Below are 13,440 nucleotides of genomic sequence, written 5' to 3'. Positions count from 1 at the left end.
GAGAACATCGCCATGCAATTCATCAGCAACCTGAAGATCGGCGTGAGGCTGATCGCCGGATTCTCCCTGGTGGTGCTCCTGACCGCCGTGGTGGGGGTCCTGGGCATCGTCAACCTGGGCAAGGTCAACGACCTTTCCGACCAGATGTACAACCGCGAGATGGCCGCCCTGGAAACCATGATGAACGCCAACCTGGACCTCATCTACATGGGCCGCCACCTGCGTAGCAACCTGCTGTCGTCTTCCCAGCAGGAACGCGACGCCACCGCCGCGCAGGTCCACGAAGCGATGAAGAACCTGCACGAGAACCTCGACAAGGCGCGCGGCAGCTTCGACAGCGAGCAGTCCCTCGCCAAGCTCGCCGCCCTCGACGCGCAACTGTCCGAATACGAGAAAATCGTGCTGCAGATGCTCGAGGCCAACAAGAACGCCCCCCTGGCGCAGAGCACCGAGGCCACCGCGCTGATGCCGCAGCTGCGCGCCCAGGGCAACGCCGCCGACGCCACCATCAGCGAGCTGGTGACCCAGAAGAAATCCCGCGCCAAGGAAGCCAACGACACCATCACCGACATCTACCTGGGTTCGCGGACCCAGATGATCGCCCTGATCCTGATCGCCGCCGTGCTCGGCTTCGCCATCGGCATCCTGGTCACCCGCTCCATCTCGCGTCCGCTGAACCGCGCCATGGGCGTGGCCAACAGCCTGGCCGAAGGCGACCTGACCGTGAACGTCGAATCCGAAAGCCGCGACGAGACCGGCCGCCTGCTGGCCTCCATGCAGCACATGACCGAGCGCCTGCGCAGCGTCATGGCCGACGTGCGCAGCGCCGCCGATTCGCTGTCCTCGGCCTCCGAGGAGGTCAGCGCCACCTCGCAATCCCTGAGCCAGGCCGCCACCGAACAGGCCGCCAGCGTCGAGGAGACCACCGCCTCGGTCGAGCAGATGTCCGCCTCCATCGCGCAGAACACCGAGAGCGCGCAGATCACCGACGGCATCGCCGGCAAGGCTGCCAACGACGCCGTGCAGGGCGGCCAGGCGGTGCGCGAGATGGTCCAGGCCATGAAGCAGATCGCCGACAAGATCGGCATCATCGATGACATCGCCTACCAGACCAACCTGCTGGCCCTCAACGCCGCCATCGAGGCCGCCCGCGCGGGCGACCACGGCAAGGGCTTCGCGGTGGTCGCCGCCGAGGTGCGCAAGCTCGCCGAACGCAGCCAGGTGGCGGCCCAGGAGATCGGTGGCGTGGCCAGCAACAGCGTGCAACTGGCCGAACAGGCCGGCGCCCTGCTCGACCAGATCGTGCCGAACATCCAGAAGACCTCCGACCTGGTGCAGGAAATCACCGCCGCGTCCCAGGAGCAGACCACCGGTGCCGCGCAGATCAACATCGCCATGGGCCAGATGAACCAGATCACCCAGCAGAACGCCTCCGCCTCCGAGGAACTGGCGGCCACCGCCGAGGAGATGAACGCCCAGGCCAGCCAGCTGCAGGAACTGATCGGCTACTTCCGCCTGGAGAGCGGCGCCCACTCCAACAAGCTGCCCGTGGCGCGCAACGACCGTGGCCCAGGCAACGTACGCGAGCTGCGCCGCCCGGCCCCGCGCAAACCGAACCAGCCGCTGGCCGATGAAGGCCAGTTCGTCAGCTTCAACTGAGGAGGCGGCATGAACGAAGCCAAGGCCATGGTGCCGGTGGCCTTGCCCACCAGCATCCAGCACCTGTCGTTCCGGGTGCGCCAGGCGCGCTACGCCCTGCCCATCGACCTGGTGCGCGAGATCATCGAGTACGGCCAGGTGACCACCGTGCCGATGATGCCGCCCTTCATCCACGGGGTGATCAACCTGCGCGGCAACGTGGTGCCGGTGCTGGATCTGGCGGCACGCTTCGGCTTCGAGCTGAGCGTGCCGAACAAGCGCACCTGCATCGTCATCATCGAGCTGAACCTGGATGACCAGCAGCAGCGCATCGGCCTGGTGGTGGACGCGGTCGACGCGGTGCTGGACATCGAGTCCGACAAGGTCGAGCAGGCACCGCCATTCGGCGCCGGCATCCGCACCGACTTCATCGCCGGCATGGCACGCGATGAGCGCGGCTTCACCATCATCCTCGACGTGCGCCGCGTGCTCTCGCTGGACGACATCCGCCAGCTGAGCCTCGCCCAGCAGGCCGGCTGATGCCCACCAGCCACCTGCCCAAGCTCAGCGACAGCGACTTCCGTCGCCTCCAGCAGATGATGCTGGAGGCCTCGGGGATCCGCATGGCCGAACAGAAGCGCACCCTGATGGCCGGCCGCCTGATGGGCCGCCTGCGCGCCCTGGAGCTGGACAGCTACGGCGACTACATGAAGGTGCTCGACGATCCCGCCTCCCAGGAGGAACGGCGCACCGTCATCGACCTGTTGACCACCAACGAGACCTACTTCTTCCGCGAGCCGCAGCACTTCAAGCTGCTCGGCGAATGGGTGGCCCGCCAGCGTCGCCCGCTGCACCTGTGGAGCGCCGCCAGCTCCTCCGGCCAGGAGGCCTTCAGCATGGCCATGACCCTGGCCGAGAACGCCCGCACCCAGGACTGGTCGATCTTCGCCAGCGACCTCAGCCGCCGCGTGCTGGAAAAGGCGCGCCTGGCCACCTACCCCATGGAGCAGGCGGAGAACTTCCCCACCGGCTGGCTCAAGCGCCATTGCCTCAAGGGCGTGGAGGAAAGCGAGGGGCTGTTCCGCATGAGCCAGACCCTGCGCCACCGGGTGGCCTTCGCCGAACTCAACCTGACCCGGCCGATCCCCAGGGAGATCGGCCCCTTCGACGTGATCTTCCTGCGCAACGTGCTCATCTACTTCGGCCAGGAGGAAAAGCGCGCCATGGTCGCGCGCCTGGTGGAGCGCCTGCGCCCGGACGGCCTGTTCTTCATCGGCCATGCGGAAAGCCTGCATGGCTTCAACCTGCCGCTGCGTGCAGTGCGGCCCTCGGTATTCCAACGCACATGAGCCCGCTCAGCAGACCCGCCCAGAACCCGATCAAGGTGTTCATCGTCGACGACTCCGCCCTGGTGCGGCAGGTGCTCACCGCCTGCCTGGACAACCACCCCGGCATCCAGGTCATCGGCCAGGCCGCCGACCCGCTGTTCGCCCTGGACAAGATGCGCAAGCAGTGGCCCGACGTGCTGGTCCTCGACGTCGAGATGCCGCGCATGGACGGCATCACCTTCCTGCGCAAGATCATGGCCGAGCGGCCCACGCCCTCGATCATCTGCTCGACCCTCACCGAGGCCGGCGCGGCCATCACCCTCGAAGCCCTGGCCGCCGGCGCCGTCGGTGTCTTCACCAAGGCGCGACAGGGGCTCAAGGACAGCCTGCAGCAGCTTTCGGGCGATCTCATCCGGCAGATCGAACTGGCCGCCCGCAGCCACCCCCACGCCATGCCGCGCAGCGCGCCGCCGCCACCGCCGGCCAAGGCCGCGCCGGCAGCGGCTCCGGCCGAGCCGGCGGCACGCCCCACCGGCTACGCCACCACCGACCGCGTGGTCGCCCTGGGCACCTCCACCGGCGGCACCCAGGCCCTGGAGGTGGTGCTGCGCCAGCTGCCGGTGGACTGCCCCGGCATCGTCATCGTCCAGCACATGCCGGAGAAGTTCACCGCCGCCTTCGCCCAGCGCCTGAATAGCGTGTGCGAGATCGACGTGCGCGAGGCCCGGCACATGGACCGCGTGCGCCCGGGCCTGGCCCTGGTCGCCCCCGGCGGGCACCACATGCAGCTCAAGCGCAGCGGCGCGCAGTACTTCGTCGAGGTGCTCGACGGCCCCCACGTCAACCGCCACAAGCCCTCGGTCGACGTGCTGTTCCGCTCCGTCGCCCGCCATGCCGGGCACAACGCCCTGGGCGTGATCATGACCGGCATGGGCGACGACGGCGCGCGCGGCCTGCTGGCCATGCGCGAGGCCGGCGCGCGTACCGTGGCCCAGGACGAGGCCAGTTGCGTGGTCTTCGGCATGCCCAAGGAAGCCCTGCGCATGGGTGCCGCTCAGAGCACCGAGCCCCTGGCCAAACTGCCGGAAGTGATCATTCGTTATGCGCGTGGCTCGAGCACGGATAAAAGCGCGGAAGCCGCCAGATAGAGGCATGCAAGGCGAAAAACGGGCCATCCTGATGCTGGCCCGGTGCTACCGTCCGTCCGGTCGATCCGGGCGAACCTTCGTGTCGGATGCTACTCCGTACCTGTAGGCCTGCACTTTTTCAGGGCAGCCTGCAATTGGAGAAATGCATGATCGACGCGTTGCGCAAGGAGCGCCCATGACCTGTCGCCTGTTGCTGGCTGACGACCACGCACTCATCCGTGTCGGCGTCCGAGCCATGGTCAATGACCTGGAGGGTTACGAAGTAGTCGGAGAAGCGGAGGACGGTGAGGAAGCCGTCTTGATGGCCGAGCGCCTGAAGCCGGACATCATCCTTCTGGATATATCCATGCACGGCGTGGACGGCCTGGAGGCCCTGCAACGCCTCGGAACGCGCGTGCCCGAGGCCCGCGTGCTGATGCTCTCGATGCACACCGACGCCGAAGTGGTCCTCTCCGCCCTGGAGAAAGGCGCCTACGGCTACCTGCTCAAGGACGCCGCCATGGTCGAGCTCGCCCTCGCCCTCAAGGCCGTCGACCGGGGCCAGCGCTACCTCAGCTCTGCCATCGCCCAGCCGGTGATCGACCAGGCCCTGGCGCGCCAGCATGGCAGCGACGATCCCGGCCTCACCCAGCGCCAGGTGGAAATCCTGCGCCTGATCAGCCGTGGCGCCTCGACCCGATCGATCGCCGACGGCCTGGGTCTCAGCGTGAAGACCGTGGAGGCCCACCGCGCGCAGATCATGAAACGCCTGGACATCCACGATGTACCCGGGCTGGTCCTCTACGCCGTGCGCAAGGGCATCATCAGCCCGGACGACTGAGGCGCGGGCGCGTCAGGAGTCGGAACGCACCTGTTCGGCGGCCCCGCTCGCCGCCACCTCTTCATCCGGCTGCGCGCCGAAGGTGGCCCGCAACCAGCGCCCCACCTGGCACGCCGCCAGGGTCCGGGTGCTGCAGGCGCCGCTGGCCAGCGCCTGGCGCAAGCCGTCGATATCCGCGCCCTCGACATAGGCGATGGCGTCATCCATCAACCGCGCGTCGCCGAAGCCTCCGGCCTTCATCTCCGCCAGCGCATCGGCACGGCTCCAGCCCTGCACCACGGTGCGGTACATCGCCGCCATCAGACCGGTGCGGTCGCGGCCGTGCTTGCAGTGCATGAGCACCGGCCCCTGCGCCTCGGCCCGCTGCAGCACACGGAGCACACGCAGCACGTCCACGTCGTCGACCCGGTCGGCGTGCAGCGGGATGCTCACCCGTTGCACCTGCGCATCACCCAGCCAGTCGGCGTCGTCCTCCTTGATGAAGCTCACCACCGTGCGCACCCCCAGGCGCTGCAGTTGCGGCAGGTCGCCGGAATCCGGCAGCGCGCTGCGGTACAGCTGCGGGGTCATGCGGTAGAGGTTGAAGCCCCGGTCCACCGGCACCGCCCAGTCCTGCCGCGACAGCAGCGCTCCCGGCTCCGGCACCTGGGTGTTGCCCTGGGCCAGCGGCACGCACAGCGAAGCGACGGCCAGCAGGCCGGCGAAGAACAGCGAGATACGGGGTCCGGGCGTCATGGCGCGCTCCTGCAAGGTTCGCCACTACCCTCGCGCACCGCCCGTAAAGGCCAGATCAAGAAGACGTGAAAAATTTGTCGGCCGCCCCACCGGTGCAAAAGCCTGCAAGGGCGACCGCTGGGGCGATTTCATTGGCTCTGCCTACGTTAAATCTTGCTAGAAGGTTTCGAGCCCAGCTGATTGCCGAGCTTTGCTGATGGTTTCTATTTCGCCTTGCCGGGCGAGTCTCTTTTGGCAGTCGTCGGGGTGGCGAACCACCCAAAAGAAACCAAAAGGGCTTGCCCCATCATCCGGCCCGACTGCGTCGGGTGCCCTCACTCCGTCGTCGTTACTCGCTACGCTCGCCCTTCGGGCCGCACTGAAGTGCGTTCGCCACAAGTGGCGTCTGGGGGCCGGCGCGATGGGCCATCCATGGCCTTGCGCGCCTCTCGCGGCATCCATGCCGCTCGTCCCCCGACGCAACGACTGCGTTCGGCCTCCTGGGGGGGCGTTTCCGCTGCTCCAACCTCTTCGCCGGAATCTTCATCGATGTGCGCATCACGCTTTGGGGACGGAGTGGTTTACGTAGGGTGGCGTAGAGCGAAGCGAAACCCACGCGGTGGGCGTGACAGGGAGGCAAAAAAATGCTCGGAAAGCACCGGACTTGAGGCCTCGAATCACGCTCACAACAGCTAACGCAGACAGAGCCACTTCAGTCACCAAGCGAAGCGCAGCATCGCCGCAGGTTGGCCAATTCGGCGGATGTCCGACAATCGCCACACCACGCCGGGCCAAGCTGTTCTAGAATCAGCCTCGAATCACGCTGCAGTCCCGCCCATGGATATCCAGAGCCGCACCCTTCTCCTGCGTTCCCTCCTCGCCCAGCTCAGCGAGGACGCCCCCCGAGATGCCAGCACCCTGGAAGGCGACCCGGCACGGGTCATGATCGGCCTGCGCGACCTCCAGGAACTGGGCCTGATCAGCGGCCAGCTGCAGCGCAGCGAGCAGAGCGACGGCCAGGGCCCGCTGCTGGCCAGCGCCACGGGCATCACCCTCACCCGCCGCGGCGCGGCCTTCAAGGCCGAGCCCTGAACCCCGCGCGCATCAGTTCGCCGAGGACAGCTCGGTGCCCTGGCTGACGTTCATCGACTCGTAGGGCCGGTTGTCGAACTGGTGGTACTTCTCCAGCCAGGCAGCATAGGCCTGGCCGTCCCCCGCATAGCGACCCGAGCTGGAATAGCGCGGCGCGTCGCCCTCCACCAGGCGGCGCTCGATCATCGCCGGGTAGGCCGGGTGCTTGCGGGTGGTGAAGAGATAGACCGAGCCGTCGCGCTCGTTCTTGATGATGGTCACCTGGTCCGACGACGAATAACGGACTTCCGGCAACGCCAGCGCCTCATCGAACGCCGCCTGCCACTGCTGCACGCTGATGGGCTCGGGGAGCGGCTGCACGGCCGGCTGTTCGTTGGCCTGGGAATCGCCCGCGCCGAACAGGCCGAGCAGCATTGCGAATAACTGGTTCATGGTCTTGCTCACCGGGAATGGGAGTCACAGAGGTTCAGAGGGACGTGGGCGGGGTCGGTTCAGGAAATTTTCGGGGGCTCGGCGCAGGGGGCGCTCGGCAGTCCGCTGGGTGGGTCGGGGCGGCTGCGCTTCCCGCGCGACGGCCAGGCCGACGCGGCGACGCGGGATGCGATAGCGACCGTGCGGGTGAGCCCGCTTCCAAGACCGTGCCTCCAGCCCGAACGCCAGCAGGATGATGAGAGGCGCATAGCTCACCCGATTCACATGACGGAATGATGACGAAGTGCCATCCACCCCGGCTCCGGGCCCTCCGTCGCGCCCGTGGCCCTGAACTATTCCCCGCACCGGGGTTCGATCTCTTCAGCGGCGCCGCGCCATCCGCGTGTGCCGAGCCCCCCGACCGCAACCGCAAAGCCCCACCCCGGAGGACCCCCATGGCCACCCTCGGCGCCCGCCCTTCCCCCCTCGCCCGCCTGCTCGCCCTGCTCCTGTCGCTGATCGGCCTCGCCCTGCTGATCGGCGGCATCCGCCTGGTCTGGGTCGGCGGCTCCTGGTACTACCCGCTGACCGGAGGGGCCTTGCTGCTGACCGGCTTCCTGCTGTGGTACGGCCTCGGCTCGGCGCTGCTGGTGTTCGCCGCGATGCTCATCGCCTCCACCGCCTGGGCCCTCTGGGAAGTCGGCCTGGACTGGTGGCAACTGGTCCCGCGCCTGGCCCTATGGTTCGGCCTCGGCGTGCTGCTGTTGCTGCCCTGGACGCGGCGCGGCCTGGCCGGCGGCACCTCGCCGGCCAACGGTGGCGCGCTGCTGGTGGCGGTGCTGCTGGCCGGCGCCGTGGCGCTGCTCAGCCAGTTCACCGAACCGCACCGCCAGGAAGGCGAGATCAGCCGGGCCGACCCCGCGCCCGCCGCCGGCGAGCCACCCATGCCCGAAGGCGACTGGCAGGCCTACGGGCGCAGCAATGCCGGCGACCGCTACTCGCCCCTGGCGCAGATCACCCCGGAGAACGTCCACAAGCTGGAGTTGGCCTGGAGCTACCGCACGGGCGATCTGCCCGGCCCCGACGACCCGCAGGAGACCACCGCCGAGAACACCCCGCTCAAGGCCAACGGCATGCTCTACGTGTGCACCCCGCACAGCCAGGTGATCGCCCTGGACCCGGACAGCGGCCGCGAGATCTGGCGCTTCGACCCGAAGATCAGCACACAGCACGCCGACAGCTTCAAGGGCTGGGCGCACATGACCTGCCGTGGCGTCGCCTACCACCAGCAAGACACCCCCAGCGACGGCAAGCGCTGCGAGCGGCGCCTGTTCCTGCCCACCGCCGACACCCGCCTGATGGCCCTGGACGCCGATGACGGCAAGCCCTGCGAGGCGTTCGGCGACAAGGGCTCCATCGACCTCACGCGCGGCATCGGCAGCTTCACCCCGGGTGGCTACTACTCCACCTCGCCGCCCGGCGTCAGCCGCGACCTGGTGATCATCGGCGGCCATGTCACCGACAACCTCTCCGAGGACGAGCCCTCGGGCGTGATCCGCGCCTACGACGTGCGCGACGGCCACCTGGTGTGGAACTGGGATGCCGGCAACCCCGACGACACCGCCCCGCTGGCCGAGGGCCGCACCTACACCCGCAACTCGCCGAACATGTGGTCGGTGATGAGCCTGGACGAGCAGCTCGGCCTGCTCTACCTGCCCATGGGCAACCAGACCCCGGACCAGTGGGGCGGCCGCCGTACCCCCGCCTCGGAGACATACAGCGCCGGCGTCACCGCCCTGGAGATCGCCACCGGCAAGGTGCGCTGGACCTTCCAGATGACCCACCACGACCTCTGGGACATGGACGTCGGCGGCCAGCCCACCCTGGTCGACCTGCCGCCGCAGAAGGCCGGCGATGCCCCGCGCCCGGCGCTGATCGCCTCCACCAAGCAGGGCAGCCTCTACGTGCTCGACCGGCGCACCGGCGAGCCCATCGTCCCGGTGAAGGAAACCCCCGTGCCCCAGGGCGCCGCCAAGGGCGACTTCACCGCGCCGACCCAGCCCATGTCGGCCCTCAACCTGATGCCCCCGCCCCTGCAGGAACGCGACATGTGGGGCGGCACGCCGGTCGACCAGATGCTCTGCCGCATCGCTTTCCGCTCGTTGCGCTACGAGGGCATCTACACCCCGCCCTCCGAGCAGGGCAGCCTGGTCTATCCCGGCAATTTCGGGGTCTTCGACTGGGGCGGCATCGCCGTCGACCCGGTGCGCCAGATCGCCTTCCTCAACCCCAGCTACATGGCCTTCACCTCGAAACTGATCCCCGAAGGCAACGCCGCCGATGAACCTGCGCGCAAGAGCGAGATCGAAGGCGTACAGCCGAACAAGGGCGCGCCCTACGGCGCCCTGCTCTCGCCGCTGCTCTCGCCCCTCGGCCTGCCCTGCCAGTCGCCGCCCTGGGGCTACGTCGCGGCCCTGGACCTGACCACCATGAACGTCGCCTGGAAACACAAGAACGGCACGGTGCGCGACAGCTCGCCGATTCCCATCCCGCTGCCCATGGGCGTGCCCAGCCTGGGTGGCAGCGTGATCACCGGAGGCGGCGTCGCCTTCCTCGCCGGCACGCTCGACCAGTACCTGCGCGCCTATGACGTGCGCACTGGCGAGCAGCTCTGGGAAGGCCGCCTGCCGGCCGGCGGCCAGGCCACGCCCATGAGCTACACCGGCAAGGACGGTCGCCAGTACGTGCTGATCGTCGCCGGTGGCCACGGCTCACTGCACACCCGCCAGGGCGACCATGTCCTGGCCTTCGCCCTGCCCAAGGAATGATCGATGCCGCGTAACGCCCCACTGCTCTTCTGCACCCTGACCCTGCTCGCCGGATGCGCCGGGCGCCCACCCGCCGACACCACCCAGCTGCTGGTGGGCTGTACCGGCGAGGCCTGCCCCGGTATCCAGCGCTTCGCCTTCGACGGCGCCCGGGGCCGGCTGACGGAACGGCCGCTGCAGACCCTGCCCAGCGCCAACCCCTCGTGGCTGGTGCTCTCGGCGGACGGCAGCCAGCTGTTCGCCACCAACGAGAACCCACCCCAGGGGCGCGACCCGGCCGGCCAGGTCAGCAGCTTCGCCATCGGCGGGGGCGCCGAGCGCAGCCTCACGCCGCTCAGCCAGGTCGCGACCCGGGGTGCCGAGCCGACCCATGCCAGCCTCAGCGAAGACGGGCGCTTCCTCTTCGTCGCCCACTACGGCACCCGGCCCACGCCCGGAGGCAGCCTCGCGGTGATCCCGGTCACGGCCCACGGCACCCTGGGCGCCGTGGCCCAGCAGGTGCGCCAGAGCTTTTCCCGGCGCGGCTCGCAGCGCCAGGGCTCCTCGCACATGCACGCGGCGGTGCCGGCCGGCGGCTACCTCTTCGTCACCGACCTGGGCGCCGACAAGGTCTATGCCTACCGCTACGACGGGGAAAAACCGAAAAAGCCGCTGCAGGCCGCCAGGCCCGGCGCCTTCGCCCTGCCCAAGGGCAGCGGCCCACGCCACCTGGCGTTCGACGAAAGCGGCACGCGCGCCTACCTGACCCTCGAGCTGTCCAACCAGATCGCCATCCTCGGCCGCGACGAGGCCAGGCTGGAGCAGCAGGGCCTGGTGGACCTCGACCCGCCCGGCGCCAACGCCGAGGGCGACCGCCGCCTGGGCGCCATCCACCTGTCGCCGGACGGACGCTTCCTCTACGTCGCCCGCCGAGGGGTGGAGAACCAGATCGTGGTCTATGCGGTGAGCCCCGCCGACGGCAGCCTCAGCGAAGTGCAGCGGCATGCCAGCGGTGGCGAGGAGCCTCGCGAATTCACCTTCGCCCCGGACGGGCGCTTCCTGCTGGTGGCCAACCAGAAGAGCGACAGCGTGGCGGTATTCGCCCGTGATCCGCAGAGCGGCCTGCTGGTGGAGCAGGTGCAGGCAATCAGCACCCCCGCCCCCAGCGCCCTGCGCTTCGTGCCCTGATCAGGCGGCCAGGGACAGGCCCTGGCACTGCCTCGCGCACTCCTCGCAGACCTGGGCCAGCCGCTGGCAGTGCGCCAGGTCGTGGCGCTGGCACTCTGCCGCGCACAGCCTGCACAGGCTCGCGCAGAACAGGCCGAATCCGATCACCTGGGCGCTTTGCCGCTCCACCAGCTCCTGCATCAGCAGGCAGCTGTCGGCGCATTCGCGGCTCAACTCGATGCAGCGCCCCAGGTCCTCGCCGGACTCGTCCAGGCGGCTCTCGGTGACGCACTGCGCGCATTCGCTGGCGCACACCAGACAGGCTTCGGCACAGGCTTGGATCTCGGCATTCATGGGCATCTCCATCCAGCGGGCTCATCTACTTCGGCCCCACCATGGCGCGGCGGTTCAGGTCATTTCGCAGGCGTGACCAGCCGTAGGTTGGGCTGAGGTACGAAGCCCAACGCAGCAGAGCCGAGCCCCGCTCCGTTGTGCCTCGCTGCGCTCGGCGCCAACCTACAAGCGTGCCATGGCCGCCTGAACATCCACCCGAACCCATCGCCAGGCACCGGGTCACTAACAGGGTCATCGCGATCCCGGAGGTTCTTCATGCTCGAACAATGGCTGCCCTACCTGCCGCTGCCGGAACTCAGGGTCCTGCTCACGGCCCTGGTGGTGACGCTGGGCCTGAGCCTGGTCGCACGCGGGGTCATGCGGGTGCTGGTCCGCCTGGCCAAGCCGGTGCTGTTCCTGCGCGAGCTGCTGCAGCGGGTGCGCCGGCCGCTCTACCTCCTGCTGCCGCTGCTCGGCCTGCAGACGGTGTGGAGCGCTGCGGACGACGATCTGCTGTTCATCGGCCCGCTGCGCCAGCTCACCTCGATGGCCATCATCGGCACCTTCACCTGGCTCGGCCTGCGCGCGGTGGATGCGGTGCAGCAGGTGATCCTGCTGCACAACCCCGTGGACATCGCCGACAACCTGCGCGCCCGGCGCATCCAGACCCAGACCCGCGTGCTGGTGCGCACCCTGAGCTTCTTCGTGCTGCTGTTCGGCGCCGCCACCATGCTCATGACCTTCCCCACCGCGCGGCAGTTCGGCACCAGCCTGCTGGCCTCGGCCGGGGTCGCCGGGCTGGCGGTGGGCTTCGCCGCCAAGCCGGTGCTGGGCAACCTGATCGCCGGGCTGCAGATCGCCATCACCCAGCCCATCCGCCTGGATGACGTGGTGATCGTCGAGAACGAGTGGGGGCGTATCGAGGAAATCACCGGCACCTACGTGGTGGTGCGTATCTGGGATGACCGCCGCCTGGTGGTGCCGCTGCAATGGTTCATCGAGAACCCCTTCCAGAACTGGACGCGGGTCAGCTCCTCCATCACTGGTGCGGTAGTGCTCTGGGCCGACTACGAGATGCCGCTGGACCCGCTGCGCCAGGAGCTGGACCGCCTGTGCAAGGAAGTGCCGCAACTCTGGGACGGTCGCGTCAGCGTGCTGCAACTGGTCGATGCCAGCGAGCGCGCCGTCCAGCTACGGGTGCTGGTCAGCTCCATCGACTCCTCGCGCAACTGGGACCTGCGCTGCTACCTGCGCGAGAACCTGATCAACTTCATCGCCCATCGCTACCCGCACTGCCTGCCGCAGCTGCGCGCCGAACTGTCCCGCAGCGCCGCGCCGGAACTGCGGGGCCGCCACCCGGAGCCCATCGTCGAACCGGAGCGCCAGCCGCCGGTGTGAGTCAGCCGCCGGCCGCCTCGATGGGCAGCTTCGCGGCGACGGCCTGGCGCAGGCGCTCGTAGTAATAGGGCAATTGCAGCAGGCCATGCCGGGCGGCCGCCTCGCGCACCTGGTTGCGCTCGCCATCGAAGCGCAACTGCTCGCTGACCACCCACGGCTCGCCGTCCATCAGCATGGCGCAGGCGAAGCACACCAGGCCGTCCATCTCGCCTTCGGCCTCGGCCAGCCCGGTGTTGGCCAGCGCCACGTTGGCCTCGCTGTTATCCAGGGCGCCCAGGGCCATCTCCCGCGCCACCTCCTCGCTGGTCAGGCCGTAGCGGGCGATGGTGCCCGGGTCCACGCCCAGGCATTGCTGCTTGGCCTCGGGCGAATAGGCGACATAGCCCCGATCCAGCACCGCACCGCAACCGGAGACCCCGGCCAGCAGGGACGCCATCATCCCCCCGGTGCAGGATTCGGCGGTGACCAGGGACAGCTGGTACTTCTCGAGGAAACTCACAACCTGCTCGACGCTCTGCATGACGGCCTCCGGGGAATGTCTGTGCCTGTGTAGAGGCTTAGGGAGGCGCCGGAGCTGCCGAGTT

General features: G+C 68.7%; 13 protein-coding genes. 9 read left to right on the top strand and 4 right to left on the bottom strand.

Annotation, left to right across the window (positions count from 1 at the left end; all coding sequences use genetic code 11):
- Nucleotides 1-12: 12 nt before the first annotated feature.
- The 5 genes from WFQ67_RS17900 (at nucleotide 13) to WFQ67_RS17880 (ending at nucleotide 4,934) form a co-directional block, all read left to right on the top strand.
- Nucleotides 13-1,659, top strand: coding sequence for a methyl-accepting chemotaxis protein (locus WFQ67_RS17900; RefSeq protein WP_337057746.1), 1,647 nt, complete (start codon nucleotides 13-15; stop codon nucleotides 1,657-1,659).
- Between the two features lie 9 nt (nucleotides 1,660-1,668).
- A complete protein-coding gene (locus tag WFQ67_RS17895; protein ID WP_228723449.1) occupies nucleotides 1,669-2,178 on the top strand; it encodes a chemotaxis protein CheW in 510 nt (169 codons plus the stop codon).
- The gene (locus tag WFQ67_RS17890) at nucleotides 2,178-2,987 is read left to right on the top strand and encodes a CheR family methyltransferase (RefSeq protein WP_173179938.1); all 810 of its coding nucleotides are present in this window, start codon (nucleotides 2,178-2,180) and stop codon (nucleotides 2,985-2,987) included. The genes WFQ67_RS17895 and WFQ67_RS17890 overlap by 1 nt, the downstream gene beginning before the upstream one ends.
- A complete protein-coding gene (locus WFQ67_RS17885) occupies nucleotides 2,984-4,114 on the top strand; it encodes a protein-glutamate methylesterase/protein-glutamine glutaminase (protein WP_213630368.1) in 1,131 nt (376 codons plus the stop codon). Before WFQ67_RS17890 ends, WFQ67_RS17885 begins: the two co-directional genes overlap by 4 nt.
- 175 nt (nucleotides 4,115-4,289) lie before the next feature.
- Nucleotides 4,290-4,934 carry a response regulator gene (locus tag WFQ67_RS17880; protein ID WP_213630367.1) on the top strand — a complete coding sequence of 215 codons (645 nt, stop codon included), beginning with the start codon at nucleotides 4,290-4,292 and terminating at the stop codon, nucleotides 4,932-4,934.
- Nucleotides 4,935-4,946: 12 nt separating this feature from the next.
- On the opposite strand, the gene WFQ67_RS17875 is transcribed toward WFQ67_RS17880, so the two are convergent.
- The gene (locus WFQ67_RS17875) at nucleotides 4,947-5,669 is read right to left on the bottom strand and encodes a phosphatase domain-containing protein (RefSeq protein ID WP_213630365.1); all 723 of its coding nucleotides are present in this window, start codon (nucleotides 5,667-5,669) and stop codon (nucleotides 4,947-4,949) included.
- An 816-nt stretch (nucleotides 5,670-6,485) separates the two neighbouring features.
- On the opposite strand from WFQ67_RS17875, the gene WFQ67_RS17870 reads away from it, so the two are divergent.
- Complete coding sequence (locus WFQ67_RS17870) at nucleotides 6,486-6,740, top strand: hypothetical protein (protein ID WP_213630363.1); 255 nt, start codon at nucleotides 6,486-6,488, stop codon at nucleotides 6,738-6,740.
- A gap of 12 nt (nucleotides 6,741-6,752) precedes the next feature.
- On the opposite strand, the gene WFQ67_RS17865 is transcribed toward WFQ67_RS17870, so the two are convergent.
- Nucleotides 6,753-7,172: a hypothetical protein gene (locus WFQ67_RS17865; protein ID WP_173179948.1), complete on the bottom strand. Its 420-nt coding sequence runs from the start codon at nucleotides 7,170-7,172 to the stop codon at nucleotides 6,753-6,755.
- Nucleotides 7,173-7,606: 434 nt separating this feature from the next.
- Between WFQ67_RS17865 and WFQ67_RS17860 the strand changes: the two genes are divergently transcribed.
- Nucleotides 7,607-9,979, top strand: a complete 2,373-nt coding sequence (locus WFQ67_RS17860) for a glucose/quinate/shikimate family membrane-bound PQQ-dependent dehydrogenase (protein WP_337057744.1) — start codon at nucleotides 7,607-7,609, stop codon at nucleotides 9,977-9,979.
- Between the two features lie 3 nt (nucleotides 9,980-9,982).
- Nucleotides 9,983-11,146 carry a lactonase family protein gene (locus WFQ67_RS17855; protein WP_337057743.1) on the top strand — a complete coding sequence of 388 codons (1,164 nt, stop codon included), beginning with the start codon at nucleotides 9,983-9,985 and terminating at the stop codon, nucleotides 11,144-11,146.
- On the opposite strand, the gene WFQ67_RS17850 is transcribed toward WFQ67_RS17855, so the two are convergent.
- Complete coding sequence (locus tag WFQ67_RS17850) at nucleotides 11,147-11,479, bottom strand: four-helix bundle copper-binding protein (protein WP_213630357.1); 333 nt, start codon at nucleotides 11,477-11,479, stop codon at nucleotides 11,147-11,149.
- Nucleotides 11,480-11,734: 255 nt separating this feature from the next.
- On the opposite strand from WFQ67_RS17850, the gene WFQ67_RS17845 reads away from it, so the two are divergent.
- On the top strand, nucleotides 11,735-12,856 hold the full coding sequence (locus tag WFQ67_RS17845; RefSeq protein ID WP_213630355.1) for a mechanosensitive ion channel family protein: 1,122 nt from the start codon (nucleotides 11,735-11,737) through the stop codon (nucleotides 12,854-12,856).
- A gap of 1 nt (nucleotide 12,857) precedes the next feature.
- Here the strand turns inward: WFQ67_RS17845 and WFQ67_RS17840 are convergent, their stop codons facing one another.
- Nucleotides 12,858-13,376, bottom strand: coding sequence for a CinA family protein (locus WFQ67_RS17840; RefSeq protein WP_337057742.1), 519 nt, complete (start codon nucleotides 13,374-13,376; stop codon nucleotides 12,858-12,860).
- Between the last annotated feature and the right edge of the window lie 64 nt (nucleotides 13,377-13,440).

Source organism: Pseudomonas sp. USHLN015, from assembly GCF_037153275.1.
Classification (GTDB): domain Bacteria; phylum Pseudomonadota; class Gammaproteobacteria; order Pseudomonadales; family Pseudomonadaceae; genus Metapseudomonas; species Metapseudomonas tohonis.
The sequence above is the reverse complement of the archived record's forward strand: the minus strand, read 5'-3'. Positions and strand labels throughout refer to the sequence as shown.